The organism is Curtobacterium sp. MCBD17_003 (assembly GCF_003234885.2).
Taxonomy (GTDB): domain Bacteria; phylum Actinomycetota; class Actinomycetes; order Actinomycetales; family Microbacteriaceae; genus Curtobacterium.
The window spans coordinates 2,436,803-2,463,125 of the sequence record NZ_CP126275.1; the positions used below are offsets into that span (position 1 = coordinate 2,436,803).

28 protein-coding genes, 1 tRNA gene and 1 riboswitch are annotated in these 26,323 nt (G+C 72.6%); of the genes, 16 read left to right on the forward strand and 13 right to left on the reverse strand.

The window, feature by feature from the left end; genetic code table 11:
* Window positions 1-6: 6 nt before the first annotated feature.
* Window positions 7-747 carry an endonuclease/exonuclease/phosphatase family protein gene (locus tag DEI88_RS11520; RefSeq protein WP_258368790.1) on the reverse strand — a complete coding sequence of 247 codons (741 nt, stop codon included), beginning with the start codon at window positions 745-747 and terminating at the stop codon, window positions 7-9.
* Window positions 748-951: 204 nt separating this feature from the next.
* Here DEI88_RS11520 and DEI88_RS11525 point away from each other — a divergent pair, with 204 nt between their 5' ends.
* Window positions 952-1,134: a hypothetical protein gene (locus tag DEI88_RS11525; protein ID WP_111050124.1), complete on the forward strand. Its 183-nt coding sequence runs from the start codon at window positions 952-954 to the stop codon at window positions 1,132-1,134.
* Between the two features lie 108 nt (window positions 1,135-1,242).
* On the opposite strand, the gene DEI88_RS11530 is transcribed toward DEI88_RS11525, so the two are convergent.
* Entirely contained in the window at window positions 1,243-2,673 is a 1,431-nt protein-coding gene (locus DEI88_RS11530; RefSeq protein ID WP_111011607.1) for an MFS transporter, read from the reverse strand.
* 116 nt (window positions 2,674-2,789) lie between these two features.
* Between DEI88_RS11530 and DEI88_RS11535 the strand changes: the two genes are divergently transcribed.
* Together DEI88_RS11535 and DEI88_RS11540 are read left to right on the forward strand one after the other, a co-directional pair.
* Window positions 2,790-4,034: a mannosyltransferase family protein gene (locus tag DEI88_RS11535; protein ID WP_111071294.1), complete on the forward strand. Its 1,245-nt coding sequence runs from the start codon at window positions 2,790-2,792 to the stop codon at window positions 4,032-4,034.
* A gap of 91 nt (window positions 4,035-4,125) precedes the next feature.
* Window positions 4,126-4,458, forward strand: coding sequence for a hypothetical protein (locus DEI88_RS11540; protein WP_146244130.1), 333 nt, complete (start codon window positions 4,126-4,128; stop codon window positions 4,456-4,458).
* A gap of 640 nt (window positions 4,459-5,098) precedes the next feature.
* Here DEI88_RS11540 and DEI88_RS11545 read toward each other — a convergent pair.
* The 3 genes from DEI88_RS11545 to DEI88_RS11555 form a co-directional block, all read right to left on the reverse strand.
* Window positions 5,099-5,749, reverse strand: coding sequence for a hypothetical protein (locus tag DEI88_RS11545; RefSeq protein ID WP_111071292.1), 651 nt, complete (start codon window positions 5,747-5,749; stop codon window positions 5,099-5,101).
* Window positions 5,750-6,009: 260 nt separating this feature from the next.
* Window positions 6,010-7,167: an LLM class flavin-dependent oxidoreductase gene (locus DEI88_RS11550; protein WP_258370230.1), complete on the reverse strand. Its 1,158-nt coding sequence runs from the start codon at window positions 7,165-7,167 to the stop codon at window positions 6,010-6,012.
* Window positions 7,168-7,238: 71 nt separating this feature from the next.
* Window positions 7,239-8,006, reverse strand: coding sequence for an NRDE family protein (locus tag DEI88_RS11555; protein WP_111014096.1), 768 nt, complete (start codon window positions 8,004-8,006; stop codon window positions 7,239-7,241).
* A 242-nt stretch (window positions 8,007-8,248) separates the two neighbouring features.
* Between DEI88_RS11555 and DEI88_RS11560 the strand changes: the two genes are divergently transcribed.
* The 9 genes from DEI88_RS11560 to DEI88_RS11600 all read left to right on the forward strand — a co-directional run bounded on the left by DEI88_RS11560 (window position 8,249) and on the right by DEI88_RS11600 (window position 16,783).
* On the forward strand, window positions 8,249-9,649 hold the full coding sequence (locus tag DEI88_RS11560) for a bifunctional phosphopantothenoylcysteine decarboxylase/phosphopantothenate synthase (protein WP_258374917.1): 1,401 nt from the start codon (window positions 8,249-8,251) through the stop codon (window positions 9,647-9,649).
* 166 nt (window positions 9,650-9,815) lie between these two features.
* The gene (locus DEI88_RS11565; RefSeq protein WP_111011614.1) at window positions 9,816-10,211 is read left to right on the forward strand and encodes a DoxX-related protein; all 396 of its coding nucleotides are present in this window, start codon (window positions 9,816-9,818) and stop codon (window positions 10,209-10,211) included.
* Window positions 10,208-10,963, forward strand: coding sequence for a DUF2071 domain-containing protein (locus DEI88_RS11570; RefSeq protein WP_111071290.1), 756 nt, complete (start codon window positions 10,208-10,210; stop codon window positions 10,961-10,963). The genes DEI88_RS11565 and DEI88_RS11570 overlap by 4 nt, the downstream gene beginning before the upstream one ends.
* Entirely contained in the window at window positions 10,960-11,403 is a 444-nt protein-coding gene (locus DEI88_RS11575; RefSeq protein WP_111011616.1) for a DUF1810 domain-containing protein, read from the forward strand. Before DEI88_RS11570 ends, DEI88_RS11575 begins: the two co-directional genes overlap by 4 nt.
* Before the next feature lie 80 nt (window positions 11,404-11,483).
* Window positions 11,484-12,113 carry a GntR family transcriptional regulator gene (locus tag DEI88_RS11580; RefSeq protein ID WP_502866969.1) on the forward strand — a complete coding sequence of 210 codons (630 nt, stop codon included), beginning with the start codon at window positions 11,484-11,486 and terminating at the stop codon, window positions 12,111-12,113.
* 98 nt (window positions 12,114-12,211) lie between these two features.
* Window positions 12,212-13,957, forward strand: coding sequence for an MFS transporter (locus DEI88_RS11585; RefSeq protein ID WP_258374916.1), 1,746 nt, complete (start codon window positions 12,212-12,214; stop codon window positions 13,955-13,957).
* On the forward strand, window positions 13,954-14,577 hold the full coding sequence (locus tag DEI88_RS11590) for a MarR family winged helix-turn-helix transcriptional regulator (protein ID WP_181441164.1): 624 nt from the start codon (window positions 13,954-13,956) through the stop codon (window positions 14,575-14,577). The genes DEI88_RS11585 and DEI88_RS11590 overlap by 4 nt, the downstream gene beginning before the upstream one ends.
* Before the next feature lie 127 nt (window positions 14,578-14,704).
* Window positions 14,705-15,955 (forward strand): low temperature requirement protein A, encoded by a 1,251-nt coding sequence (locus DEI88_RS11595; protein ID WP_258374915.1) that lies wholly within the window; start codon window positions 14,705-14,707, stop codon window positions 15,953-15,955.
* A 186-nt stretch (window positions 15,956-16,141) separates the two neighbouring features.
* On the forward strand, window positions 16,142-16,783 hold the full coding sequence (locus DEI88_RS11600) for an MOSC domain-containing protein (RefSeq protein ID WP_111071286.1): 642 nt from the start codon (window positions 16,142-16,144) through the stop codon (window positions 16,781-16,783).
* 109 nt (window positions 16,784-16,892) lie between these two features.
* On the opposite strand, the gene DEI88_RS11605 is transcribed toward DEI88_RS11600, so the two are convergent.
* Window positions 16,893-17,306, reverse strand: a complete 414-nt coding sequence (locus tag DEI88_RS11605; protein WP_111071419.1) for an MmcQ/YjbR family DNA-binding protein — start codon at window positions 17,304-17,306, stop codon at window positions 16,893-16,895.
* Window positions 17,307-17,754: 448 nt separating this feature from the next.
* On the opposite strand from DEI88_RS11605, the gene DEI88_RS11610 reads away from it, so the two are divergent.
* On the forward strand, window positions 17,755-18,696 hold the full coding sequence (locus DEI88_RS11610) for a putative endonuclease domain-containing protein (protein ID WP_111071285.1): 942 nt from the start codon (window positions 17,755-17,757) through the stop codon (window positions 18,694-18,696).
* 180 nt (window positions 18,697-18,876) lie between these two features.
* Here DEI88_RS11610 and epsC read toward each other — a convergent pair whose 3' ends face one another.
* The 3 genes from epsC to cysK form a co-directional block, all read right to left on the reverse strand.
* Window positions 18,877-19,383 carry a serine O-acetyltransferase EpsC gene (epsC, locus tag DEI88_RS11615; RefSeq protein ID WP_258374914.1) on the reverse strand — a complete coding sequence of 169 codons (507 nt, stop codon included), beginning with the start codon at window positions 19,381-19,383 and terminating at the stop codon, window positions 18,877-18,879.
* Between the two features lie 17 nt (window positions 19,384-19,400).
* Complete coding sequence (locus DEI88_RS11620) at window positions 19,401-19,709, reverse strand: hypothetical protein (RefSeq protein ID WP_181441163.1); 309 nt, start codon at window positions 19,707-19,709, stop codon at window positions 19,401-19,403.
* Window positions 19,710-19,778: 69 nt separating this feature from the next.
* Window positions 19,779-20,717 (reverse strand): cysteine synthase A, encoded by a 939-nt coding sequence (gene cysK / locus DEI88_RS11625; RefSeq protein ID WP_111027591.1) that lies wholly within the window; start codon window positions 20,715-20,717, stop codon window positions 19,779-19,781.
* A 175-nt stretch (window positions 20,718-20,892) separates the two neighbouring features.
* On the opposite strand from cysK, the gene DEI88_RS11630 reads away from it, so the two are divergent.
* From DEI88_RS11630 to DEI88_RS11640, 3 genes are all read left to right on the forward strand, one after another.
* Window positions 20,893-20,965, forward strand: a tRNA-His gene (locus tag DEI88_RS11630).
* Window positions 20,966-21,189: 224 nt separating this feature from the next.
* Window positions 21,190-21,930 carry a TetR family transcriptional regulator gene (locus tag DEI88_RS11635; RefSeq protein ID WP_111071284.1) on the forward strand — a complete coding sequence of 247 codons (741 nt, stop codon included), beginning with the start codon at window positions 21,190-21,192 and terminating at the stop codon, window positions 21,928-21,930.
* 55 nt (window positions 21,931-21,985) lie between these two features.
* Window positions 21,986-22,330, forward strand: a complete 345-nt coding sequence (locus DEI88_RS11640; protein ID WP_111071283.1) for a metallopeptidase family protein — start codon at window positions 21,986-21,988, stop codon at window positions 22,328-22,330.
* Here the strand turns inward: DEI88_RS11640 and DEI88_RS11645 are convergent.
* The 4 genes from DEI88_RS11645 to DEI88_RS11660 all read right to left on the reverse strand — a co-directional run bounded on the left by DEI88_RS11645 (window position 22,285) and on the right by DEI88_RS11660 (window position 26,153).
* A complete protein-coding gene (locus tag DEI88_RS11645; protein ID WP_258374913.1) occupies window positions 22,285-23,031 on the reverse strand; it encodes a nucleoside/nucleotide kinase family protein in 747 nt (248 codons plus the stop codon). The two genes, DEI88_RS11640 and DEI88_RS11645, sit on opposite strands and share 46 nt — an antisense overlap.
* Window positions 23,024-23,815 (reverse strand): energy-coupling factor transporter transmembrane component T family protein, encoded by a 792-nt coding sequence (locus tag DEI88_RS11650; RefSeq protein WP_258374912.1) that lies wholly within the window; start codon window positions 23,813-23,815, stop codon window positions 23,024-23,026. Before DEI88_RS11650 ends, DEI88_RS11645 begins: the two co-directional genes overlap by 8 nt.
* Entirely contained in the window at window positions 23,812-25,326 is a 1,515-nt protein-coding gene (locus DEI88_RS11655) for an ABC transporter ATP-binding protein (RefSeq protein WP_111071282.1), read from the reverse strand. The genes DEI88_RS11650 and DEI88_RS11655 overlap by 4 nt, the downstream gene beginning before the upstream one ends.
* Window positions 25,326-26,153: an ECF transporter S component gene (locus DEI88_RS11660; protein WP_349775198.1), complete on the reverse strand. Its 828-nt coding sequence runs from the start codon at window positions 26,151-26,153 to the stop codon at window positions 25,326-25,328. The genes DEI88_RS11655 and DEI88_RS11660 overlap by 1 nt, the downstream gene beginning before the upstream one ends.
* A riboswitch (TPP riboswitch) is annotated at window positions 26,146-26,255 on the reverse strand. (Overlaps the previous gene by 8 nt.)
* Window positions 26,256-26,323 lie beyond the last annotated feature (68 nt).

Here is a 26,323-nt window from a genome sequence, read left to right on the forward strand (position 1 = left end):
CGCGGGTCAGGCCGCCGGCTCGGCGACCGACGACGGAGCGCCGCTGATCGCAGGGGCCTCGTAGTGGGCGGTGACGAGGATCGGACGGTGGTCCGAGATGCCCGCGGGGAGCGTCTCGACGCCCGCGATGTGCAGACCGACGCTCGTCGCGAAGTCGAAGTGGCCCGTGAACCGGCGGTACCGCAGGTAGGTCGGCTGGTCGCTCAACGAGAGGGCGAAGCCGTGCTCCTCGATCTTCTTGCGGAGGTTCGTCTGGAACCAGGGGTAGTTGAAGTCCCCCACCATGATCGCCGGTGCCTCGCTCGACAGGTCACGGACGAACTGGTGCGCGGCCTCGATCTGCTTGCGCCGCAGGCTGTTGGTCGCCGTCAGGGGCGAGGCGTGGAAGGACGCCACGATGACCTCCGCGTCCGCCTCGTGGTCCTCGAGGTGCATCGCGATGAGCCGCTCGTGCGCGGGCGCCAGGACGCGGTCGTGCAGGGACTTCTGCAGCGAGTGGATCGTGAAGTCGCGCACGTCGAACCGGTCGTCGCGCTTGTAGATCGCGAGCCCGAGCCGATTCGCGCTCGTCGACGCCGCGAGGGTGAGCCCCCCGACCTCGGGCGCCAGATCGTTGCTGTCGCACTCCTGCACGCAGAGCACGTCGGCCTGGGACGCCTCCGCCAGTGCGGCCAGCTCCCCGTTCGCGGTGTGCTCGCGCAGGTTGTAGCTCACCACTCGGATGGCTCGCTGCTCTCCGCCCTGCATGTCGCCTCGCATCCTGCCGTTCGTCGTTCGTCCGACCTGGTGGTCGCGCGCCAGGGCAGGGCCCGGCGCCGCCTTCGGACCGTACCCCCGGTACGCAAGCGCTCGCTGTGACTGTATCGCCGCGAGGCGCCCGAGGGTACGGGGCACCTGGACCCCGGCCGTGAATGACGGACGGCGGAGCGGCCCGGCCCTACCGTTCGGGTCATGAGCTACAGCCAGCCTGACCCTGCCGAAGAGTCCACCACGCCCGAGGCGCCCGAGCAGCCGGACACCGACGCCCCCGACGAGCGCCAGCAGTCCGCCGAGGACCTGCCCGACGGCCTGCACGGGACGAACGACCACGCCGACCTCGGCGACGACGTCGAGTCGGGCAGCCCCGAGCAGTGAGACCGTGGAGGACCGGCTCGCGTGGCGGGTCCTCCGCGCATCGCCCGGTGGTGCGGATCCTCCCGCGGCGCGCACCACTCGGCGGCGCGCCACTCGTCGTGCCTCCGCTCAGCGGGCGGCCGCGCGGCGAGCCGGACGCACCGCTGACCCGGCGTCGCGGCTCATGAGCACGCCCTCGAGGCACGCTGCCGCGAGCAGCACCGTGATGACGACGAACGCCGCGTCGTAGGGCACGGAGGACCCCGGGCCGCCGAGCGGTGCCGCAGCGCGGAGCACCACCGCGGCCACGGCCACGCCGAACCCGGCGGCCACCTGCTGCAACGTCGACGAGAGGGTGTTCGCCGGGGTCATCGCCGTGGGCTCGACGTCCGCGAACGCGATCGTGTTGTACGCCGTGAACCCCACAGAACGTGCGGCACCGCTCACCACGAGCAGGACCGCGAGCACCCAGAACGGCGTCGTCGGCGTCAGGAACGTCATGAGCACGACGGACACCGCGGCCGTCGCCGTCGAGCCGATGACGACCGGCCGGTACCCGAACGCGCGGAGGAGCGGCGTCGTCGTCGGCTTGATCCCGAGGTTGCCGACGAACACGAACAACACCGCGGAACCCGCCGCGACCGCGGACCAGCCCCAGGCGTCCTGGAACAACAGCGGCAGGACGAACGGCACCGCCGACACACCGAGCCGGAACAGCGAGCCCCCGGCATGCGACACCCGGAAGGTCTCGAGCCGCAGTGCGTCGAGCCCGAGGATCGGGTGGTCCGCTCGGCGGAGGTGTCGCACCGCGAGCCAGCAGCAGACCGCCCCGACGACGCCCGCGACCGTCGCGGCGACCACCGGCACGTGTGTGAGGGACAGCAGCGACGCCATCACCACGAGGCCGCCCAGCCCGAGACACGCGAGCACCGCGCCCACCCAGTCGAAGGGCACCCGCTCGGCGCCACGCTCCTGCGGCACGAGGACGGCCGCGGCGACGAGTGCGACCGCGCCGATCGGCAGGTTCACGAGGAAGATCCAGTGCCAGGACAGCGCGTCCACGAGCACCCCGCCGAGGAACGGCGCGACGATCGGTGCGGCCAACGCCGGCCACGTCAGGATCGCGATGGCGGTCACGAGGCGGTCGCGGCCCGCGCTCCGGAGCACCACGAGCCTCCCGACCGGCACCATGAGCGCGCCACCGAGACCCTGCACGACCCGCCATGCCGTCAGGGTCGCGAGCGAGTCCGCCGCGGCGCACAACCCCGACGCGGCGGTGAATACGACGATCGCGCCGAGGAACACCGTGCGCGACCCCACCCGGTCCGTCACCCATCCGCTCACGGGGATGAGGACCGCCAGGGTCACGAGGTACGCCGTGATCGCGATGCCGACCGCCGCCGAGTCGACGCCGAGGTCCCGCCCGATCGCCGGCGCCGCCGTGCTGACGATCGTGCCGTCGAGCAGCTCCATGAAGTACGTGCCCGCGACGAGGACGGCCAGGGCCGTCGCGCTCCGTCGCCGTCGTCCGGTCTGCGCCTGCGTCGTCGCCTCGCTCATCTCCGTCCGAGCGTAGTCCGACGCGCGTGCCCCGGCGGTCCCCCCAGGAACGCCGTCTATCGTGGCGGCGTGAGGTCTGCTCGGAGGGTGCCACCCGCCCGCGGTGAGGTGGCTGCATGAGGGGCCCCGACGAACTCGAGCGCCCCGCTCGGCCCGCCGCCGTCTCGGTCGTCGCCCGTCCCTCCCGGAACCGCCTCGCCGACCTCGCCGTCAGCACACCCGGATGGGCGGCGATCCTCGTCCTGTTCGCGGCGTCGCGGATGCTGTCGACCACGTGGCTCGCCCTGGTGTACCCGCTCATCGTGCGGGCGCAGCCAGCGAACGCCATCCGCGGGAACGACCACGGGTTCCTGACGTTCCTGACGAGCTGGGACGGCCAGTACTACGAAGACATCTCCCTGCACGGGTACCCGTCCGTGCTCCCGACGGACGCCCTCGGGCACGTCATGCAGAACAACTGGGCGTTCCTGCCGGCGTTCCCGTTCACGATCCGGATGTTGACGGCCTCCACGGGCCTCCCGTTCCGGATCGGCGCGCCGCTCATCGCCACCATCGCCGGCCTCGTCGCCGCATACCTGCTGCACGCGCTCGTCCGCGAGCGCGCCGGCGGCACCGCCGCGTTGTGGGCCGTGTTCTTCTTCTGCCTCGGGCCGCTCTCGTTCCTGCTCGAGGTCGGGTACGCCGAGAGCATGTTCCTGGCGCTCGTGTTCGGTGCCCTCCTCGCCATGCAGCGGCGGCGGTACCTGCCACTCACCCTGCTCTCGGTGGTGGCGGCGTTCACCCGTCCCGGCGAGCTGGCGATCCCCCTCACACTCGGGGTGGTCGCCCTCGTCCGGTACGTCCGCGACCGCGGGTCGTTCCCCGTGCGCGAGCGACTGACCGTCATCGGGACCGGACTCGTCACCGCCGCCGCAGGTGTGGCGTGGCCGGTCATCGCGTCGCATGCCACCGGCCGGCCGAACGCGTACCTCGACACCGAGATGTCGTGGTGGGTCAACTTCATCGGTCGGGTGCACTTCGTGCCGCTCTCGCCCTGGTTCCTCACCGCGGCCCGCTGGGTCGGTGTCGGCGGGGTGCTGCTCGTCATCGCCATGGCCGTCGCGTACGGCGTGTGGTTGTCCCGGCGGTCCACGCGCGAGCTCGGGCTCGTCACCGTCGTGTTCGCGGCCGCGTACGCGCTGTACGTGTTCGCCGTGTCGATCCCCATGGCCTCGACCCCGCGGCTCCTCATGCCGCTCGCGCCGCTGACGGGGTCGCCCGAACTCGTCGCGCGGCCGTGGGCACGATGGATCATGGTCAGCGGGGCGCTCGTCGGGCAGCCGGTGCTCATCGCGGTGCTGTGGCTGATGGGGCCGCCGTAGGCCGAGGCGGACGCGGACCGGCCCGCTGGCGGTGGTCCACCGACTCGGGGATCTGTGCCCGGTCGACGGCGTCGGGAGTACGGTCCCGGCCATGACCGGTCCGCACGATGACGACCCGACCCTGGTCCGGAACCAGCCGGCCCTGACGACCTCGGACGGCACGATCTGGGTCGTGGTCGGCGCCATCACCGCGATCGTCGTCGGGCTCGTGATGTGGCTCATGGGGCTGCTCGTGCCCGCCGTGGGATGGACCGGCCTCGTGCTCGTGCTCGCGCTGTTCGTCGCCATGCTCGTCGTGCGGTTCGCCGTCCGGCACGTGCGGCACCGGCTCGCGACGCTCGCGGCTCTCGAGGGCGCGATGGTCCTCGTCGGCCTCGTGGTGGTGTTGGTCGTGCTCGTCGGGCAGGCGCGCGCGGTCGGTTGACGGGGTGGCTGCCCGGATCCCCGCCGGCGCGGCTCCGCGGCTCGCGGCTCGCGGGGTGCGGCTCGCGGGGTGCGGCGCCGGGGACCGCGGTTCCTGGAGGCGCGGCTGTCGTCTGTGCTGATCTGGGCCCCCTCCCTCGGCAGCGCCGACAACTCAGGAAAACCGCGCCAGCCGGGAGGCTCGGCACCCGCCCGGCACCGATCCTCCTGAACCGTCGACCGCAGGCGGCAGATCAACCAACAACTCAGGAAAACCACGCCAGCCGGGAGGCCCAGCACCCGCCCAGCACCGATCCTCCTGAACCCTCGACCGCAGGCGGCAGATCAACCAACAACTCAGGAAAACCACGCCAGCCGGGAGGCCCAGCACCCGCCCAGCACCGATCCTCCTGAACCGTCGACCACAGGCGGCAGATCAGCCGAGGCGGCGCGTCGAGACCAACCCACGTGACGCCACGGAACGGCCGGCAGGGCCGCGCCTGACCCCGTCGCCCCGCCTCCTCGGCAGCGCCGACAACTCAGGAAAACCGCGTCAGCCGGGAGGCTCGACACCAGCCCGGCACCGATCCTCCTGAATCCGGTCTGCTCGGTCGGGGGTGTCACCGGCGGAGTTCCCCCGGACCTCCCGGGCGTGCGGCGAGTCAGTCGGTCCCCACGCCCGGCCCGCGGATCACGGTCTCGACGTCGACGACCTGGGGCGTGGCGGGCATGGAGGCGAAGCCGAACCGGACCGGCGGGTCGAGCGGCGTCAGGGTGCCGAGGTCAGCGCCGTCCCACGTGCCCGTCACCGCGGTCACCGCATGAGCGCCGGTCACGCCGTAGTACTCACGCCGGCCTCCCCCGGCAGAACCCGCGGTCCCCGCCCCGCGCACCAGCAGGCGCGCGACCGGATCGACGATCGCCAGCCATCGGGGATCGGTGGCGATCCTCCGCGGAACGAGCCGGAGCAACCGGCCGAGGAGTGTGATCGCGCCGACGGTGACCTCGAGGTGGAGCGGTCCGGCGTCGAGCTCCAGGCCACGTGTGGTTCGAACGAGGTGCACATCGACGACCCGGGTCGCGTCGAACCGGTAGGTGCTCGACACGTACCGCTCGACGAGTTCGTCCGGCGCCAGGAGCAGGCTGCTGCCGTCGGGCAACTCGACGAACACGTCGGTGAAGTGCCGGAACGGGGAGTCCTGCCACATCCCGACGACGATGCGGTGCCCGGACGTGGTCCCGACGCCGAGGATCCGTCCGCGGAACCGCTCCTCGCGCGCTGAGCGGTCTCGTCGGCTGGACGTGCGGGCCATCGCTGGATGCTACCGGGGCGCCGCGGGGCGCGGCCGGACGGACGCACGAGGGTCACCGCCGCCGCGTTGTCACATCCGCCGTACGGGAGGAGGCGCACCGGACCCGAGTTCGGGTCATCGGATCCGGTGCACGCGGGCACGAGCGGACGGCCGTCTGCATGACACAGCTCGACGCGGCTCGCCCCTGGTTTGTGTTCGGTGCCCTCCGCCTCCGGGTTTGGTCACTGATCACCATTCCAGGGAGGCCCGTGGCGCCTCGGTCAGACCGCGGGGACCTCCTCAGCGAGCATCTCCTCGACGAGCGGCTTGACCTTCGTGCCGTACAGCTCGATCGACCGCATCATGTGTTCGTGCGGGAGTCGACCGGTGCTGTAACGGAGATCGAAGCGCGAGACCCCGAGGATGCGCATGTTTCGCGCGATCTTCTTCGCGACCGTCTCGGGCGATCCCACGTAGAGGGAACCGCCCGCCGACAGGCCAGCGCGGTACTGCGACTCGTCGAAGGGCGGCCACCCGCGCTCACGTCCGAGCCGATCCGTGACGTCCTTGTGGTACGGGTAGAACAGCTCGGCCGCCTCGTCGTCCGTCGCTGCGACGAACCCTGGCGAGTGCATGGCGATCGGCTGCTGCGGGAGCTCGAACTGGTCGAGCGCCTGTCGGTAGAGGCGCGAGAACGGTGCGAACTGAGCGGGCTGACCGCCGATGATCGCGAGGAACAGCGGGAACCCGTAGCTCGCCGCCCGGATCACGGACTGCGGCGAACCCCCGACTCCGATCCACGTCGGGATGCGGCCGTGTTCGGTCTTCGGCCAGACCTCTTGCTCGTGGAGCGGGGCGCGCTTCGTGCCGGACCAGCTGACCGGTCCCTCTTTGAGGACCTCGGCGAAGAGCTCGAGCTTCTCCTCGAAGAGGGTCTCGTAGTCTGCGAGGTCGAATCCGAAGAGCGGGAACGACTCGGTGAAGGACCCGCGGCCGAGCACGACCTCGGCGCGCCCGTTGGACAGCGCGTCGACGGTCGCGAACCGCTCGTAGACCCGCACCGGGTCGTCGGAGCTCAGCACCGTGACCGCGGAGCCCATGTGGATCCGTTCGGTGCGCGCGGCGATGGCCGCCAGGACGACCTCGGGTGCGCTGACGGCGAAGTCGACGCGGTGGTGTTCACCGACCCCGATGAAGTCGACGCCCACCTGGTCGGCGAGGACCGCCTGCTCAACCACGTTGCGGATGCTCTGGGCCTGGGTCAGACGGACACCCGCGGTCGTCTCGGTCACGTCTCCGAACGTGTCGAGCCCGAGCTGGACCGCTCCGACCCGGTCCGGCGCCGCGGGCGGGACGTCGACCGGACGCCCGGGTCCCGCGCCACCACCGCTGATGTTGCCGAATGCGCTGCCACCCATGAAGTCCTCCAGACGGATCAATGCGTTTGCATGATCCTACAACCGGTTCGGTACGCCAGAATTCCGCGATGCGACGGGAAGGCGCGGGAGCATCAGGAACGCGTGCCGAGCCTCCCGGGCGTCGCCAACCGCGCGTGCTCGAGGACCACGCCGGACGGTCCGACGGCCGCGGCGACGACCGACAGGGTCGCGAATCGGCCGTCGGCGCGGAGATCGTCACGGAGGATCGCGTCCGGTCGGTCCGGCGCGACGTCGGCACCCGAACGGAGCACTGCGAACCAGTCCTCCCAATCGGCCCCGAGCCCCGTCGTCGGCGCCTCCGCCGCGAGGAGTGGCTCGATCGACGGTGGCGGGCCGACCGGAGCCGATGCGTCGCGGAAGGGATCGAGCCACCGAGCGATCCGTGGGAGCGCGACGTCGTCCGGAGCGCCTTCCGTCACGACGTGGACGCCCGGTCCGAGTCCTCGCGTGAGGACGCGTGCACCATCCCACGACGTCACGCGCACCCCCTGCGGCGTGGCGTGGACCAGGTTGTAGGAGCGCTCGGTCGGCCGCTCGCCCGCCCGGGTGGCCCCCGTGACGGCGTCGAGCGGAAGCCACCCCCGCGTCGCCCAACCGCCGTCCGTCGCGGGCACGGGCTCGGCGCGGTTGAGGACGACCGCGAGGGCTCGGCGAGGAGCGGACGCTGCGAGCCACGCGCCCCCTGCCGTCCGATCCCGGACACCGACCACGTCGTCGCCGCGGTCCTGCCACCAGGCGCGTGGGGGGTCCCAGGGACGGGACGGGTCCTCGTCCCGCAGTGCGAGCAGGGTGACCGGCCACGCGGTGTCGGGTTCGACCCGGACGACGACGGTGCACACGCGTCGATCATCGCACCCGCCCCACGACGTCCCGGGCTCGCCTGGCCACCTGTGGACTCGCCTCGACGTCGAACAGCATGTGGACGCGATGGCGCCCGAACGCCCCTGCCCAGGCTCAGCGGACGCGTGACGCAGCGCCCACTGTGGAGAGAGCGATGCGTTGTGGAGGACGGCCTGCCGCTCCCTGCCCGCTGGTACCGTCGGCCGGGCGGGGATCGGCCCCGCCAGAGCGGAGGTCGACCGTGTCACAGTCCGAGCAGCGCCGGACGATCGTCGTGGGCATCACCGGCGGCATCGCGGCGTACAAGGCCGTCGGAGTCGTGCGGGCGTTCGTACGGCTCGGACACGACGTCCACGTGGTCCCGACCGAAGGAGCACTGCGCTTCGTCGGACTGCCCACACTCGAGGCCATCAGCCGTAACCCCGTGTCGACGAGCGTGTTCGAGGAGGTCGCGGAGGTCCGCCACGTCGCGCTCGGCCGCCGCGCGGACCTCGTCGTCGTCGCACCGGCCACGGCCAACTTCCTGGCACGGACCGCGGCGGGACTGGCCGGAGACCTGCTCGGAACGACCCTGCTCGCGACGACAGCACCGGTCGTCGTGGCGCCAGCGATGCACCCGCAGATGTGGGACCACCCCGCAACCCGCGCGTCCGTCGCCACCCTGCGGGAGCGGGGCGTCCACGTCGTCGGTCCGGAGGACGGGCCGCTCACCGGCGAGGACTCGGGGATCGGGCGCATGAGCGAGCCCGACGACATCGTCGCGGCAGCGCTCGCCGTCCTGCCCGCGAGCGGAACGCGTGGACGCGACGAGCCGTCCGCTGCGACGACGGTCACCACCGCGGCCGACAGCCGGGAGGCCCGCCACGGGTGGACACCGACCGCTCCCGTCCCCCATGTCGACGAGTCGCCCACCGCGCCCGAGACCGCGGTGCACCCCGACGCCCGACGCGGGGACCTGTCGGGCAACCACGTCGTGGTGAGTGCGGGCGGCACCCGTGAGCCGGTTGACCCCGTGCGGTACATCGGCAACCGCTCGAGCGGGCGGCAGGGAGTCGCGATCGCGGCCGAGGCAGCGCGCCGGGGAGCCGTCGTGACCCTCGTGGCGGCGAACATCGAGGACGCGGTGCTCGCGGCCATGGACGACGCGCCCGATGCACTCCCGGTCGAGGTCATCCGGGTGGGCACCGCCCTCGAGCTCGCCGATGCCGTCCACGCCGCCGCGGTGGCCGCTGACGTCGTCGTGATGACGGCGGCCGTCGCAGACTTCCGTCCGGCCGAGGTCCGACCATCGAAGCTCAAGAAAGAGGACGCGGGCGACCACCTGACGCTCGAACTCGTCCGGAACCCCGACGTCCTCGCCGACCTCGTGGCGGCGCGCCGTGCGGGCCAGCTCGTCGTCGGGTTCGCGGCCGAGACCGAGCCCGACCGCGCCGCTCGCCTGGACCTGGCCCGCGACAAGCTGGCCCGCAAGCCCGCCGATCTGCTCGTGGTGAACCGGGTCGGCTGGGACCACGGGTTCGAGCGTGGCCACAACGCCGTCGAGGTCCTGGCTGCCGGAGGCGACGTGGTGCGCGAGGCGTCGGGATCGAAGGCCGAGATCGCCCATGTGGTGCTCGACCTCGTGGCGACAGCGCTGACGTGACCTGCGCAGCGGAATCCGTGCCTTCCGGGCGCCGCGGCGGCTCCGGCCGCCCCGGTCGCTCGGGCCGCCCCGGTCGCTCGGGCCGCCCCGCTCGCTCGGGCCGCCCCGCTCGCACGGGCCGATTCGGATTCCGATGCAGCACAGCCGACCGGTCCAGGATGGCCTGATGCGACGAACACGACGCGCGCGCCGCGCGGCCACGACGGCTCGCGGACTCGCGATCCTGCTCGCCGGGGCCGGCGTGACCCACTTCCTCCGTCCCCGTGTGTACGACGGGATCGTGCCGGAGGCCTTGCCGACTCGTGCGACGACGATCGGTTCGGGCGTCGCCGAGGTGGCGGTGGCGGCGGCGCTGGCGGTGCCACGCACCCGGCGGATCGGCGGATTCGCGGCTGCCGCGCTCTTCGTCGCGGTCTTCCCCGCGAACCTCAAGATGGCGCGTGACCTGCTCGACGACCCGCGCTCGCAGCGACGGATGCGCGTGGCGGCCCTGCTGCGCCTCCCGCTGCAGGTGCCCCTCGTGCGGTGGGGCCTCCGCGTCGGGATGGACAGCAGGCCATGACGAACGGACCCCAGGAGCTCGACGCCCTCGCCGACGTCCTCGTGGCGCAGACGGCCGCGCCGCTCCCGCACCGAGCCGTCACCGCGCACCGCTGGGCGGACGTGGTGTTCGCGTCCTGGCGGATGGACGCGGACACGGTGGCCAGCCTCGTGCCACCGCGGACCGAGCCGGACCGGATCGACGGGAGCGCATGGGTGTCACTGACGGCGTACGAGTTCCGCCGGACCACGGTGCCGCCGCTGCCGCCGCCCGGGCCGTTCGGTCGCCTGACGGAGATCACCGTCGAGGTGCCCACCGTCGACGACGCCGGTCGACACGGAACGACCTACCTGACCGTGGACACGCAACACGTGCCGGCCGTGCTCGCAGCGCGCATCGGGATCGGCGTGCCCTACACGGCAGCGCGAGCGGGATCACGGCGCGACGGGGACGTCCTCGCCCACCGCACCCGCCGACGGCACGGCGGCGCGTCAGCGTCGGTCCGGGTCCGTGCTGCCGGAGGGGTCACCCCGGACGCGCTGTCGGTCGCTCTCACGCACCGCCCGGGTGTCCACGCCCGCCACCTCGGCGTCACGTCGTGGTGGCGGCGCTCGCACGCTCCCTGGCAGCTGCGTGCCGCCCGGGCAGAGGAACTCCGCGGCGACCTGCCCGACGTCGTCGGGTTCCCCCGTCTGCTCGACCGCGTGCCCGACCGTCTGCTCGTCGGGGACGGCGTCGACGTCGAATACGCATGGGGAGGCCTCGTCCGATGAGCACCACCGACGAGGATGCCGACCCCTTCGACCTCGAGCGCTTCACGCGCGCGCAGGCCGGCGTCTTCGAGCAGGCGCTCGCCGAACTCCGCGCCGGCCGCAAGCGCTCGCACTGGATGTGGTTCGTGTTCCCGCAGATCGCCGGCCTCGGCAAGAGCGCGACCGCCGTGCGGTTCGCCATCGGTTCGCAGCGGGAGGCACGGGCCTACCTCACGCATGCCGTCCTCGGTCCACGCCTGCGCACCGCGGCGACCGTCGTCGCAGAAGCGCCCGCCCGCGACGCGATCGCGCTGCTCGGTGAGATCGACGCGGTGAAGCTCCGGTCCTCGATGACGCTGTTCGCGCACGTGGCGGAGGACGCGGCACCGTTCCGCGCCGTGCTGGACCGTTGGTACGGCGGCGAGGAGGACCGGGTGACGCTGGACCTGCTCGGCGGGTGACATCAGCATCCGCCACGTCACATATCAGGTAGCATCGCGGTACTCGAACCCGACGAGGGAGATCCGCCATACCCGTTCCCGTGACGCCACCCGCGCATCACCGGCTCCTCCGCGACACCGTCCGCGAGCGCATCCACGAGGCCATCATGGACGGCACTCTCGAGCCGGGCGAGCGCCTGAACGACGAGGACCTGATCGCCTGGCTCGGTGTGTCCCGCACCCCCATCCGGGAGGCCCTGAGTCAGCTCGCCCGCGCCGGTCTCGTCGAGATGGCGCCGAACCGCTACACCCGCGTGACGCGGCCGGATCCCACCCAGGTGATCGAGGCCCTCCAGACCTTGGGGGTGCTCCTCGGTGGTGTGGTGCGTCTCGCGGTGCCACGACTGTCCGGCGAGGAACGTGCTCGGGTGCTCGCCGCCCTCGACACCACGATCGTCGAGATGGCGAACCACGACGTCCTCGGGGCGAACCGTGACGCGCTGGCCCTGTTCGGGATGTTCGTCGACGCCTGCGGCAACGCCTCGCTGGTGCGGGTGTGTCGCGACACGATGGACGGACTGGCCTTCCGCCTCCGCTTACGGGACCTCGATCGGCTCGTGGACTGGGCGGGGATGACGGAGCAGTTGCGCGCTCTCCGGGCGGCGACGGCCGCAGAAGACGCGATCGCGGCCGAACTCGCGACCGAGGCGGTGCATCTGCTCCCGGCGTGACGGTTGCTCGAGGTGACGTCGCCTCGGGAGGTCGACCCGGGCCTCCCGGCCGTATGATTGGTTCACAACAGCTAACCAATCGTGTCGGAGGCAGCACGTTGACCACAGCCCGCCCGGCCCTGTTCACCAAGGACCACCCCCACTACAAGTGGATCGCGCTGAGCAACACCACGCTCGGCATGCTCATGGCGACCATCAACTCGTCGATCGTGATCATCTCGCTGCCCGCGATCTTCAAGGGCATCCGGTTGAACCCGCTCGGCGCGGGGAACGTGAGCTACCTGCTCTGGATGCTCATGGGCTACATGCTCGTGACCGCCGTCCTCGTGGTCGGATTCGGGCGACTCGGCGACATGCTGGGCCGGGTTCGCATCTACAACCTCGGGTTCGTCGTGTTCTCGCTCGGGTCCGTGGCATTGGCGCTCGACCCCTGGACCGGCGGATCCGGAGCCATGTGGCTCATCATCTGGCGACTCGTGCAGGGTGTGGGCGGTGCGATGCTGTTCGCCAACTCGACGGCGATCATCACCGACGCGTTCCCGGCGCACCGGCGCGGCATGGCGCTCGGCATCAACCAGGTCGCGGCGATCGCAGGGTCGTTCATCGGCCTCATCGTCGGCGGTCTGCTCGCCGTGGTCGACTGGCGGGCGGTCTTCTTCGTGAGCGTCCCGATCGGCATCATCGGCACCATCTGGTCCTACAAGTCGCTGCACGAGGTGGGGACGAAGAACCCCGGGCGACTGGACATCCCGGGCAACCTCACGTTCGCCGCCGGACTCACCGCGGTCCTCGCGGGCATCACGTACGGGATCCAGCCCTACGGGAACAGCGCGACCGGGTGGACCAACCCCTGGGTCGACGGAGCGATCGGTCTCGGCGTGCTCATGCTCATCGCGTTCGTCGTCATCGAGCTCCGATCCGCCCAGCCGATGTTCGACCTCGGGCTGTTCCGCATCCGGGCGTTCGCGATGGCGAACCTCGCTGGTCTGCTCGCCTCGGTCGGTCGCGGCGGCCTGCAGTTCATGCTCATCATCTGGCTGCAGGGCATCTGGCTGCCGCTGCACGGCTACTCCTACGAGGACACGCCGCTCTGGGCCGGCATCTACATGCTGCCGATCACCATCGGCTTCCTCATCGCGGGGCCGCTCTCGGGGACCCTGTCCGACCGGTTCGGCGCACGTGCCTTCGCCACCACCGGACTCGTCGTGGTCGCGGGCACGTTCGTCGCGCTCCTGCTCATCCCGGTCGACTTCCCGTACTGGCTGTTCGCGATCATCACCGGTCTGAGCGGGCTGGGCTCCGGCATGTTCGGTGCACCGAACCGCAGCGCGATCATGAACAGCGTGCCGAAACACCAGCGCGGTGCGGCATCGGGCATGGCGGGCACCGTGCAGAACGCCGGGACCTCGCTGTCCATCGGCATCTTCTTCTCGCTCATGATCGCCGGACTGTCGACCACGCTGCCGGCGACGCTCACGCGGGGCCTCAGCGCCCACGGCGTGCCCTCGACGGTGGCGGAGCAGATCGGCCAGACCCCGCCCGTGGGCTCGCTGTTCGCTGCGTTCCTCGGGTACAACCCGATCGGCAACCTGCTCGGGCCGTCCGGGGTGCTGCATCGTCCGGGCGTCGACGCCGCGACCCTCACGGGCAAGGAGTTCTTCCCGCAGCTCATCTCCGGGCCGTTCCACCACGGACTCGTCGTGGTCTTCGCCGCCGCCGCGATCATGTCCGTCGTGGCCGCCGTCGCCTCGCTCATCCGAGGCAAGCGATACGTGCACGCCGACGGCGACACCGGTACCATCGCCACGACCAAGGACCCGGTGACCGACGGAGCGCGTGCATGACCGAGACCCCGATCGACCGCGGCGACGTCGCCGCGCGCCTGGCCGTGGCGGTCGGACGCATCAATCGGAGGGCACGGCCCGGCACCGGCGCGTTGAGCTACGGCCTGCTGTCGGCGCTGTCGACGATCGTGCGGCTCGGTCCGCTGCGGCCCGGCGACCTCGCCCGACACGAGGTCGTCACGAAGCCGACGATGACGCGGGTGCTCAGCGACCTCGACGCGCGCGGGCTCATCGAACGGGTCACGGATCCACTCGACGGCCGCGCGTCCGTCATCACCGCCACCCGCGCGGGTGTCGCAGCCGTGCACGAGGCACGCCACGAACGCGCGGGCATCGTGTCGCAGCTGCTCGCTGATCTCGACGACGGCGACCTGCGTGCCATCGCGGGGGCACTCGACGCGCTCGAGCGGGTCGCACAGGTCGAGCCCATGCCCGCGCGCTCCGGTCGTTCCGCCGCGCCAACTGGGTCGGTGCACTCCGCGCACGCAGCCAGCGACGGGGCCGCGAGCGGCGGGGCTGGCGGCGGGACCGCGAGCGGCCGGGCTGGCGGCGGGGCCTTGAGTGACACCGTCTCCGGCGAGGCGCTCGCCGCAGTGCCGGCGGCGACCTCCCAGGCTTGACGCGAGTCGGGCCTCCTGGCGGGCGGATGTTACGGCGCTTCCTCCACAGGTCGTCGCCGTGCCGCGGTGTCCACGGCGGCACGTTCCGCCACCCCTGCACCGCCCCCGGCGCTGCCACTATGACACCGTGACGATCCCGAACAGCCCGACGCGACGGTGGCCTGCCGCCGGCCTGCGGCGGATGGTGCCCCGTGACCCGACCGAAGCCCACCGAGCAGCCAGTCCGCTGGAGCTGTTCTTCGACCTCGTGTTCGTCGTCGCAGTGTCCTTCGCGGCGACGGACCTGCATCACCTCGAGGTGCGTGGTCAACTCGCGGACGCAGTCACCGGCTACGTCCTCGTGTTCTTCGCGATCTGGTGGGCCTGGGTCAACTTCACGTGGTTCGCCACGTCGTTCGACACGGACGACTGGCTCTACCGCGTCACGACCTTCGTGCAGATGGCCGGCGTGCTCGTCCTGGCGGCCGGCATCGGACCGGCGATCGAGCGCGGTGACGACTTCGTCGCCACGATGGGCTACGTGGTGATGCGCCTCGCCATGGTGAGTCAGTGGCTCCGGGCGGCGACGGCGCACACGCGGTACCGCCGCACCGCGCTCGAGTACGCCGTCGGGATCACCGTGGTGCAGGTGCTCTGGGTCCTCCGCGTCACGGTGTTGGCCGATCTCGCGTCGACCCTGACGTTCCTCCTGCTCGTCGTCGCCGAGCTCGCCGTCCCCGTCGTCGCGGAGCGCACGGACACCACCCCGTGGCACACCCGGCACATCGCGGAGCGATACAGCCTCTTCACGCTCATCGTCCTGGGCGAGGGCCTGGTCGCGAGCGCCAACGCGGTGATCGGGGCCTTGGCGGCGTCGGAGCGCATCGGGCCCCTGCTGGCCCTGGCCGGCGCGGGTCTCGTCATCGTGGCGGCGATGTGGTGGATCTCCTTCGCGCGCAGCCAGCACGACCGGATCACCTCACTGCCGAGGGCTCTGGCCTTCGGCTACGGTCACTACGTCGTGTTCGCTGCCGCCGCCGCGATGCCAGCCGGGATCGAGGTGGCGATCGCCGCCAGCGAAGGCACTGCGCGCCTCGCTCCAGCTGCGGCCGCCGCGACCATCTCGGTGCCGGTCGCCGCGTTCGTGCTCGCCGTCTGGGCGCTCGCGCTCCGGCCGACGCTCGGGAGGCCCACCAGCGCCCTCGTGGTCGTCCTCACCCTGGCAGCCGGCTTCAGCGCGTTCCTCCCGCAGCTCTCGCTGGTGCTGACCGCCATCCTGTTGGCGGCGATCGTCGTGACGCTCGAGGTCGCGGACCGGAATCAGGGCCGCGGCACGAGCGGGGTCCGGAGCCGGGGTCGGGCGCGAGCGGTCGCTCCGGCGTCCGGTCGAGTCAGCTGACCGGAGCGCGGGCCGCGTGCGCGGCGGAGACGCCTTCCCTGCCGACTGCAACCGTCACAGCCACAGCCACAGCCACAGCCACAGCCACGCTCGCTCTGTCCGCAGCGTCGACAACGCCCGCCCTGCCGGCGGTGTCGGCAACGCCGCGAGGTTGATCGTGAGCCCGGATGGCGGAACGATGGCGACATGCCCTTCGTCACGGCCGTCTGCCGCGTGCACCAGCTCATCCCGGACTCCGGGACGGTCGGCGTGACAGCGATCGACAAGCGGCCGGTGACCGATCCGTTGCGGGTGCGTCCACTCGGCCTCCACGGCGACGTCCAGGCGAACCGCAAGCACCACGGCGGCGAAGACCAGGCCGTCTACGCGTACGCGGACGAGGACGCGGCCTACTTCAGTACGGTGCTCGGGCGTCCGGTGGAGCCTGGCTTGTTTGGTGAGAACCTCCGGACGAGCGGGATCGAGGTCAGCACCGCCGTGGTCGGCGAGCGCTGGCGGGTCGGCAACGGTCTCGTGCTCGAGGTGACGCTGCCGCGGGTCCCGTGCGCGACGTTCGCTCGCCGCATGAAGGTGGACAAGTGGGTGCGGACCTTCACGGACGCCAACCGCACCGGCGCCTACCTGCGCGTGGTCCGGTCCGGAGCCGTCCAAGTCGGTGATCGGATCGAGCGCTTCGACCGGCCTGCACACGGCATCACAGTCGCGGATGTGTTCGCCGGCCTCGGGCGGGATCAAGCGGTCGTGCTCCTCGAGGGCGGCCGCGGGCTCCCGCACAAGATCGAGGCGGTCGCCCGGAAGGTGCTCTCGGGGGTCCCGGCCTCGCTCTGACGTGCGGTCACGACGGCACGGTCACGACAGCACGGTCACGACGGCACGGTCACGAACGCACGGAGGACCCGCCCGCCCACTCGGGAGCCGACGCCCGACGCGACTCGGTTCATCCCGCGCTGTCGGGAGCTGGCCGCAGGTCCCCGACGTCCCCGCGGCGCCAGGGGTCCAGCGGCCGCCGATGCCGAGGCAACCCGACGACCACGAGGTCGTACGAGTTGCCGACCAGATCCTCCACCAGGACCTCGTCGACCCCCGCACCCGGCGCGACCGTGATCCAGTGCTGCTTGTTCAGGTGGTACCCGGGCGTGATCTCCGGATGATCCCGAACGAGCGCCGCTGCGTGTGGCGGCCGGCATTTCAGGGAGACGATAGGAGTGCCGCGGAGCTCGCTGACGATGGCGAACACCTTGCCGACGACCTTGAAGACCTCAGCTCCCTCGCCGAACGGCTGCCCCTGCGTCACGGCCGGCAGCCCCGCGGCGACGCGCAATGCCGTCGCGTGCAGTCCGGGCCCGTCCATGCCCCGACCCTGCCGCACACCACCGACGCTGGCCCGGCCCTTCGCGACGTTCCTCCATCGCTCACCCGCGCTCTGGAGTCGCACGCCCCGCCTGCTCGCGCCGTCTGCCGCCGGACCGGCCGACACCCGCGGACACTGTGCCCGCCCGTCACACCGTCCCCGCGTGCCCGCACAACGGCCGCCACCACCCCGCCCCGCCGCCATCGCCGCTCGCCCCGCCGGGCGGCCCGGCCGGGCCGCGAGCCAGCCGGCCAGCCGATCTCATCGTCGACAAGTCAGGAAAACGGCCTCCAGACCGCCGGAACGGCCGGAACCGGGAGGCCCGTTCCTGAGCGAGCAACGAAGCCCGCGCTCTGTGTCCCCTCCACAGCATGGTCGACACGGCGGTCATCCCCGGGTTCCTCCGGGAGCGAGCACGAAGCCGAGGCGACCCGGCACCATCGACGAGATGAACCACGTCCAACACCTCGTCTCCGCAGCGGGCGGGCTCCTGCACCGACGCGACCTGGTCGGCGCAGGAGTGTGCGACCGACAGTTGACCGCTGCCGTCAGGACCGGCACCGTCCGCCGCCCGCGCCGCGGGTGGTACTCGACCTGGGCGCCCGAGGACCCACGGTTCGTCGCCGTCCGCGTCGGGGGCCGGCTCACCGGCTTCATCGCACTGGCCCCGCTGCTGCCATGGAGCGCTGACGGGCGCCGCACACCGGCGCCGATCACGGTCTCCGTTCCGCGGAACGCCGCCCGTCTCCGGCCCCGACGTGGTGTCCGCGTCGTGTACGACCCGCCGCGGGTGCAGGACCGCGGCTCGGAGTGGGCAGTCCATCCTCGTGACGCACTCGCCCGCGCGATCGTGGACGCTCCGTTCGACGAGGCCGTCGCACTGCTCGACTGGGCCATGCACTCCGGCGCACTGACGCGCGGCGACGTCCTGGCCGCGGTCGGCTCGCTCCCGGAAGACGCTCGCGGCGTCCTCGACTGGGCGGATCCCCGCTGCGACAGTTACCCGGAGAGCATCGCCAGGACCAGACTCCGCCGAGCGGGCCACGCCGTCCGTCCCCAACTCCCTCTCCCGACCGGCGAACGCGTCGACCTCCTCGTCAACGGCGCTGTCGCACTCGAGATCGACGGTCGTGCCTTCCACGAGGCCACGTTCGAGCGAGACCGGCGGAAGGACCTCACGATCGCCGCGTCAGGTCTGGTCCCGCTTCGGGTGTCCGCGCGGATGATCGCGACGCTCTGGCCGCAAGTGGTCGCCGCCGTCGAGCGAGCCTCGAGGACGCGCTCGCACGGGCGCCGTTCAGCATGGGTGCGCGCGGTGCGGGAGACGCCCGGTGCTCGGCGACGGTGGCACCTCCGCCGCAGCGGTCCCCTCCCCGCACCCACCTGGTAGCCGCGATACCGAGCCCCGTACACGGAGGGCCGGCACGATCGGGTGCGCGCGAAGCACCGTGTGAGCGTGTTCGCCGCCTCCCGGCCCCTCCCGTCGCTCACGCAGCCCTTCCGTCGCCAGCTGCACTGCAATCACCTGCCGCTGAGCGGAACCGGCCCCCGGCTGCGAGCAGCCACCCCGTCAGCGCCGACGCGGACGCGCGACGCCGGGTTGGCCCGTGACCAGCGAGCCGGGAGGCACGTCATGCGTCACGACCGTTCCCGCTCCCACCACCGAATCAGACCCGACGGTGATCGAACCGAGGACCACCGCGCCCGCACCGAGCATCACTCGGTCGCCGATGCGCGGGTGCCGTTGCCCCTGGCCGCCGCCCTTCCCGCCGAGGGTGACGCCGTGGTACATCAGTACATCGTCGCCGATGACCGCCGTCTCGCCGATCACCACTCCCATGCCGTGGTCGATGAAGAACCGCCGACCGATGCGCGCGCCCGGATGGATCTCGATCCCGGTGGCCGTCCGCACCAGCTGCGACAGCAGCCGGGCCCCGAAACGCGATCCGGGCAGACCGCGAGCTCGCCACAGGCGCCGCGCGATCCGGTACCCCCACACGGCGTGGAGGCCCGAGTACAGCACCGCGACCTCACCGTCGGCGCGCGCCGCGGGGTCGTTGCGCCGGGCGGTGGCCACGTCCTCGCGCAGACGATTCAGGATGCCGACGCGGGTCCGAGAGCCGGAGACCCGGGGAAGCACCCCGTTTCCTGAATTGTCAACGGCGACGCCCGGGGTCTCCGCCGCTGCCTCGGGCGCCGGGACCTCGGACCGGTGTCGAGCACCGGAAGCCGCAGCACCGGAAGCACCCGCAGCACCAGCACCAGCAGCGCCCGCACCCGCAGTGCCCGCACCCGCAGCACCCGCACCCGCAGCGCCCGCAGCTCCAGCACCCGCACCCGCACCCGCACCCGCAGCACCAGCACCCGCACCCGCAGCACCAGCACCAGCACCAGCACCAGCACCCGCACCAACCGCAGACGCGCCCCGAGCCACGGACCCGCCGCGCCGAACGACGCCTCCGGGACGGTCAGTCACGCAACCAGGTCCTGGAACAGCACGGTCGACAGGTACCGCTCGCCGGTGTCGCACACCATCGCGACGATGCGCTTGCCGGCGTTCTCGGGCCGGGCGGCGATCTCGATCGCAGCGTGGATGATGGCGCCGGACGAGATGCCCGCGAGGATGCCCTCGTCGGTGGCGAGGGCACGGGCCACGCGCAGGGCGTCGTCGAGCTCGACGTCGAACACCTCGTCGATCACGGAGCGGTCGAGCACCTCGGGGATGAAGTTCGCGCCCATCCCCTGGATCTTGTGCGGCCCCGCGGTCCCCTTGGTGAGCAGTGGGGAGTCCGCCGGCTCGACGGCGACGATCTGCACGCCCGGCACCTGCTCCTTGAGCACGTTCCCGACGCCGGTGATCGTCCCGCCGGTGCCGACGCCCGCGACGAAGACGTCGACCTTGCCGTCGGTGTCGCGGAGGACCTCCTGTGCGGTGGTCCGCCGGTGGATCGCGGCGTTCGCGGCCGTCTCGAACTGGTGCGCGAGGACGGCTCCCGGGGTCTCGTCGACGATCTGGGCGGCGCGAGCGACGGCGCCCTTCATGCCCTCCGACCCGGGCGTGAGCACGATCTCGGCACCGTAGGCACGCATGACGGCGCGACGCTCGATGCTCATGGTGTCCGGCATCGTGATGACGACCCGGTAGCCGCGCGCTGCTCCGATGAGTGCGAGGGCGATGCCGGTGTTGCCGCTCGACCCCTCGACGATCGTGCCGCCGGGCTGCAGGTCGCCGGCTTCCTCGGCGGCGTCGATGATCGCCACACCGAGTCGGTCCTTGATGCTCGCACCGGGGTTGTAGAACTCGAGCTTCGCGAGCACCTCGGCGCTGCCGGGACGGGGCAACCGGTTGAGGCGGACCAGGGGCGTGTTGCCGAACGCCTGGGTGATGTCGTCGTGGATCGTGCCCGTCATTGCCAGTCCCGTCGTGGTCGTGCTCGTCGCCGCATCCCTCGCAGGCGCGGGCCGAGGCCGATTCTATGCGCGTGGCCCGGCCGGATGACGGGCGCGACCCGCAGGCGGTGGTTCGCCGGGCCTCCCGTGTGTACTACAATCGGTGAGCCGCGTTCCACGCCCCGGACGCGACATGGTGGGTATAGCTCAGCTGGTAGAGCGCCTGGTTGTGGTCTAGGAGGTCGCGGGTTCGAGCCCCGTTACTCACCCCGAGAACGAAGCGGATGGCCGCGGTGGTTCACACCGGTCATCCGCTTCGTCGTTGGAGGACCGTGGTCGCGTGAGCGGACCGGGCAGCGGTACGCGACGGACGTCGCGGAACCGGCGCAGCCGCCCCAGTTCTGGGCCTGGCGGCGACCGCGCGGAGGCGGTCGAATGGGAGCACGAGCGGAGCCGTCCGGAGGCGTCCGCCCGGCGACACCGCGAGGAGCCCGTGACCGACATCCAGAGCCACCTGCACCTGCCGCTCGGGACGCTGCGTAGCCAGACGCACGACACCGACGAGTTCGGCGCGGACGAACCCGGCACCCGCGGCACCGACCAGCACACGGCCTCCGACGCCGCGCAGGCCGACCGGCAGATCGCCGCCGACTCGCGGGTCCAGATCATCGACGGCATGATCCGCGTCCTCCAGACGACGGCCTTCCACGAGGTGACGGCCGAGGCGGTCGCCGCCGAGGCGGGCCTGACGCTCGAGGCGCTCCGCCACCACTTCCCGTCCTGGGACGGTCTGGTCCTGGCCACGCTCGACCGGTGGAACAGCGCACGGATGACCCCGCTCCTCCCGACCGCGCGGTCGCACGGCACGATCCGGCTTGTGCGGGCGATCATGGCGGACAACGCGGCGGAGCCGTCGCTCATGCGGTTCCTCGTCGCGCTCCTCAGCATCGCGGCGACGCCGGGCCACGCGCTCGCGCCGATGCTGCAGCACCGCTACCGGCAGTTCCACCTGGTGATCCAGCAGAGCCTCGTGGACGACATCGAGGCGGGCCGTGAACCGCAGACGATGCAGCCGGCTCGCGGCGGGGAGCAGCTCATCGCGCTCTACGAGGGCCTGCAGCTCCAGGCCATGGTCCGCCCGAGCATCGACCTGCTCGGCGCGTTCGACCGCGCGATCACCCGCATGCGCGACGGGTGGGGACAACGGTACGTCGCACCCGTCTGGGAGGCGTGACCGCGCGTCCCCGACGCATGCACGGTTCTGCGCCCCGTGCGACGATCGTGCCGTGATGGAGATGTCGCCCGAGCGGTTCGAGGACCTCGTCGTCGACGAGCTCGACCGGCTCCCCGACGAGATGGTGGACGGGCTGGAGAACGTGGCGTTCGTCGTCGAGGACGCCCCCGAGGACGGGGAGGACCTCCTCGGCCGCTACGACGGGGTCGCGGTGACCGAGCGGGACCGGTACGGGTTCGGGGAGCTCCCGGACCGGGTCGTCGTGTTCCGGCTCGCGCATCTGGCGTCCTGTGACACCGAGGAGCAGCTCCGCGACGAGGTGCACACGACCCTCGTCCACGAGATCGCGCACTGCTACGGCATCGACGACGATCGGCTGCACGAGCTCGGCTGGGACTGACCCGCGTCGGGCTCGGCGATCCGGAGCACGACGTCAGCCTGCTCCCGTGGCTGCTCCTCGGCGATGAACGCGGCCTCCTGCGCGGCCCACCGGTCCCACTCCCGCGCGAAGACCGGACCGTCGCGGTCGAGTGCCCGACGGCGGCGCGCGTCGTCCTCGCCGTCCAGCCAGATCCGGAACGTCGCCATGCCCGACGCGGCCCGGGACAGCGCGCCGCACCCCTCGACGACGAGGTCCTGGTCGGGTGCGACCGACACCCATCCGGCCGGGAGGCCCGCCGCCCAGTCCCACCGCCGCCATCCCGGGCGTCCGGTCGCGTCCGGCGGCGCGAGCACGTCCCGCACCACGGCGTCGGCGGCGGCCCGGAGTCCGTCCCAGCCGGGGTAGACGTCGTCGAGGTGGACGACCTGCGCGGGCACGGCTGCGGCGAGCTGGTCCGCCAGCGCCGTCTTGCCGGTGCCGGACCGGCCGTCGACGAGGACGACCACGCGCGATGCCGGAGCCGTGCGCCCGGCACTCGCGCGGGTGGCACCGGTGCCGACACCGCTGCCTGCGGCACGGATGCGATCGACGAGGGCGCGGACGTCCACCGGGCGCCCCTCGCCGTCGACGAAGCGAGCCGTCGCCGGGACCCCGGCGCCCGGCGCGGGCCACGAGGCACCGGCACCCAGCGGCGCGCGGGCGTCCTGGCCCTCACACACGGTGCCAGGTCCCCGCCACGACGGCGGCGGCGATCGCGACGAGGCCGACCGCGGTGCACACGAGGACCATCGCCCACTCCGCTCCCCCGAACCGGACCGGCCGGGCCCAGGTGCGCCGGACGGGGGCACCGAAGCCGCGCGACTCCATGGCGACGGCGAGCGTCGTCGCACGGCGCAGGGCGAGCACGAGCAGGGCGAACGCCATCGACGCGCCACGCCGCACCCGGCCGCGGTCGGCGATGCCCCGGGCACGTCGGGCCATGGCGAGTTGCCGCCAGTCCTCGCGCATCAGGGTCGTCATCCGCACGGCGGCGAGCGCGCCGAGCACGAACCGCGCGGGCAGGTGCAGGACCTGCGCCAGGCCGTCGGCGAGGTCCGTCGGGTCGACGCGTGCGAACAGCGCGACCGCGGGCAGCCCGATGGCGAGCAGCCGCAGCACGGTGGCGATCGCCAGCACCAGCGAGCCGTCCGTGACGTGGGCGAACCCGAGGTCGAACCAGGTGCGGCCCGATGCGCGTCCGTAGAGCGCGATGCTCACCCCGGCCACGGGTGCCGCGACGAGGACCGGTGCGGCGCGGAGGAGCAGCGACCGCACGGGCACCCGGACGATCCGCAGGAGCACGAGTTCGAGGCCGAGCGCCACCGCGGCCGACACGACGTCGAGGGTCGTCACGAGGCACACGGCCAGGGCGACGCCCCCGAGCAGCGAGGCCACGGGGGCGACGCGGTCGAGGGGCCCCCGGCCGTGCCGCTCGGCGGTCGGCGGTCCGTCGAGCGCGATCACCAGGCACCCGCTTCCACGCGCGCTGGTGCGAGCCGGAGTTCGTCGGCGCCGAGGGCGCCGAGCAGCGCCGCGTCGTGCGTCACGGCGACGATGCCGGACCCGGCGTCCGCCAGCTCCGTGAGCCGGTCGACGATCGCCTGCCAGGTCGCGCGGTCCTGGCCGGACGTCGGTTCGTCGAGGACGACGACGGGCGGCCGCGCCACGATCGCGGTACCGATCGCGAGTCGGCGCTGCTCGCCTCCCGAGAGCGTGAACGGGTTCGCGTCCGCGAGGGCGTCGAGGCCGAACGCCGCGAGCACCGCGTCGACGCGCTCGTCGACGGTGTGGCGGTCGAGCCCGGTGGCGACCGGTCCGACGGCGAGTTCCTCGCGGACGCTGCGGGCCACGAACTGGTGGCCGGGGTCCTGGAGGACCGTCCCCACCCGGGCGGCGAGGTCGCGGCTCGACCACCGCGAGGGCACCGGCCCCGCACCGGCCGCGAGTGCGTCGGACGCCGCGAGCACGCCGCCGGCCGGCGGGAACAGCCCCGCGAGCGTCAGTCCGAGGGTGGACTTGCCGACACCGTTCGGTCCGGTCACCCCGAGCGCGCGGCCGGTGCGGACCTCGGTGTCGATGTCGTGGCCGACGGGGCTGCGACGCCCTCGAGCCGTCGCGAGCCCCGAGGCCCGGAGCAGCAGTTCCCCACCGGTCCGGAGCGGACGTGGGTCGGGTTCCGCGCCCGGCACCCAGACGCCCGCTGCGGTGAGCGCCGTGCCGTGCCGGGCGAGCACCTCCTCCGGCGCCCCGTCGGCCGCGATCCCACCGCCGGGCGTGAGCAGCACGAGCCGGTCGACGAGGTCGAGCCAGGTGCCGATGCGGTGCTCCACGACGAGGAGGGTGGCCCCGGTGGCCACGAGGACGTCGCGAACGGCGTTGTGGACCTGCCGCACGCCGTCGGGGTCGAGGTTCGCGCAGGGTTCGTCGAGCACGAGTGCCCCGGGCCGCATCGCGAGGACCCCGGCGAGGGCGAGGCGCTGCCGCTGCCCGCCGGACATCGCCGAGGTCGAGCGGTCGAGCGGGAGGTCGAGTCCGACGAGCGCGAGCGCCTCGCGGACGCGCGGACCGATCTCGGCTCGCGGGACGCCGAGGTTCTCGGGGCCGAACGCGACGTCGTCGCCGATGCGCGACATCACGGTGTGCGCCTCGGGGTCCTGCATGACGAGCCCGACGCGGCCCCGCACGCGGCGCGGGTCCTGCCCGTCGACGAGGACGCCGCCCTCCTCGACGCCCGCGCCGACGTCACCCGGCTGCGTGCCGTCCGCGTCGTCGTCACCGAGGACCCCCGCGACGGCCCGGAGGAGCGTCGACTTGCCCGAGCCGGACGCGCCGACCACGGCGACGCGTTCCCCGGGCCGGACGTCGAGGTCGACGCCGCGCACGGCCCAGACGTCACGGTCGGGGTACCGACGCCCCCAGCCACGGAACCGGATCGCCGCGGGGCGCGTCCGTCCGTCGGTGGCGGCGGTGGGCATCAGGACCGGGAGGGGCGCTGCGGGCGGCGACGGGCCTCCCGGCCGGCAGCGAACGCACTGAGCACGCCCGTGCGGGCGAGCGCGCGGACGAGCAGCCAGGATCCGCCACCGGCGATGACGCCACCCGAGATGATCGCGCAGACGATGTAGACGACCTTGAACGCGAGTGCGTACGCCGGGTACCAGAGCACCGAGTCGTTGATCCCGAGGGCGAGCCCGGCAGCGGCGCCCGCGAGGACGACGACCGGCGCTCGGTACACGCGGTAGAGGAACAGCGCGAGGACGATCTCGGCGCCGAGGCCCTGCACGAGCCCGGACACGAGCGTGAGCCAGCCGCCCCACTCGTTGCCGACGAGCGCTTCGACGCTCGCGGCGACGACCTCGCCGTAGAGCGCCGCGCCCGGCTTCCGGACGACGACGCCGACGAGCACGCCAGCGAACAGCCAGACGCCGCCGACCAGGGACTGCGACCCGGGGAGGACCAGACCGAGTCCGACGCTGATCGGGGAGTAGCCGAGGTCCCACAGTGTGAAGACGAGACCCGCCGCGACCCCGAGGACGCTCGCGACGACGATGTCGACCACGCGCCACCGGAAACGGCGACGGGAGGGCTGCCGGGCTCCGTCGGTGACAGCGGCGCTGCCGGTCTGGAGGGCCGGGTCGGCTGCCCGATCGGCGGGGCCGGTCGCGGCGGGGCCGGTCGCCGCGGGGCCGGTCGCGGCGGAGCCGGTCGCGGCGGAGCCGGTCGCCGCGGGGCCGGTCGCCGCGGGGCCGGTCGCGGCGGAGCCGGTCGCGGTGGGCATGGGCGTGGACGCGCGCTCGCGCATGGTGACTCCTCCCTGCGCCGGCATGACCCGGATCAGGTTCGACGGTCGGAGCGCCGTTCGCTCCCTCTCAGCCCGCAGGTCGCGGACTCCCGTGTGTGTGGCCCCGAGTATAGGCGCGGTGGGCCTCGTCCCCACGCATGGATCCGTGGCCGGGCAGGAGGCCCGGTCCC

Bases quoted from the DNA above. Each gene is read 5' to 3' on its own strand.
- DEI88_RS11610 (WP_111071285.1), top strand. From the start codon at position 17,755: ATGAACCACGTCCAACACCTCGTCTCCGCAGCGGGCGGGCTCCTGCAC.
- DEI88_RS11565 (WP_111011614.1), top strand. From the start codon at position 9,816: ATGCGACGAACACGACGCGCGCGCCGCGCGGCCACGACGGCTCGCGGA.
- DEI88_RS11530 (WP_111011607.1), bottom strand. From the start codon at position 2,673: ATGAGCGAGGCGACGACGCAGGCGCAGACCGGACGACGGCGACGGAGC.
- DEI88_RS11545 (WP_111071292.1), bottom strand. From the start codon at position 5,749: ATGGCCCGCACGTCCAGCCGACGAGACCGCTCAGCGCGCGAGGAGCGG.
- DEI88_RS11520 (WP_258368790.1), bottom strand. From the start codon at position 747: ATGCAGGGCGGAGAGCAGCGAGCCATCCGAGTGGTGAGCTACAACCTG.
- DEI88_RS11525 (WP_111050124.1), top strand. From the start codon at position 952: ATGAGCTACAGCCAGCCTGACCCTGCCGAAGAGTCCACCACGCCCGAG.
- DEI88_RS11640 (WP_111071283.1), top strand. From the start codon at position 21,986: ATGGAGATGTCGCCCGAGCGGTTCGAGGACCTCGTCGTCGACGAGCTC.
- DEI88_RS11535 (WP_111071294.1), top strand. From the start codon at position 2,790: ATGAGGGGCCCCGACGAACTCGAGCGCCCCGCTCGGCCCGCCGCCGTC.
- DEI88_RS11570 (WP_111071290.1), top strand. From the start codon at position 10,208: ATGACGAACGGACCCCAGGAGCTCGACGCCCTCGCCGACGTCCTCGTG.
- cysK (WP_111027591.1), bottom strand. From the start codon at position 20,717: ATGACGGGCACGATCCACGACGACATCACCCAGGCGTTCGGCAACACG.
- DEI88_RS11605 (WP_111071419.1), bottom strand. From the start codon at position 17,306: ATGGACGGGCCCGGACTGCACGCGACGGCATTGCGCGTCGCCGCGGGG.
- DEI88_RS11655 (WP_111071282.1), bottom strand. From the start codon at position 25,326: ATGCCCACCGCCGCCACCGACGGACGGACGCGCCCCGCGGCGATCCGG.
- DEI88_RS11590 (WP_181441164.1), top strand. From the start codon at position 13,954: ATGACCGAGACCCCGATCGACCGCGGCGACGTCGCCGCGCGCCTGGCC.
- DEI88_RS11600 (WP_111071286.1), top strand. From the start codon at position 16,142: ATGCCCTTCGTCACGGCCGTCTGCCGCGTGCACCAGCTCATCCCGGAC.
- DEI88_RS11575 (WP_111011616.1), top strand. From the start codon at position 10,960: ATGAGCACCACCGACGAGGATGCCGACCCCTTCGACCTCGAGCGCTTC.
- DEI88_RS11540 (WP_146244130.1), top strand. From the start codon at position 4,126: ATGACCGGTCCGCACGATGACGACCCGACCCTGGTCCGGAACCAGCCG.
- DEI88_RS11660 (WP_349775198.1), bottom strand. From the start codon at position 26,153: ATGCGCGAGCGCGCGTCCACGCCCATGCCCACCGCGACCGGCTCCGCC.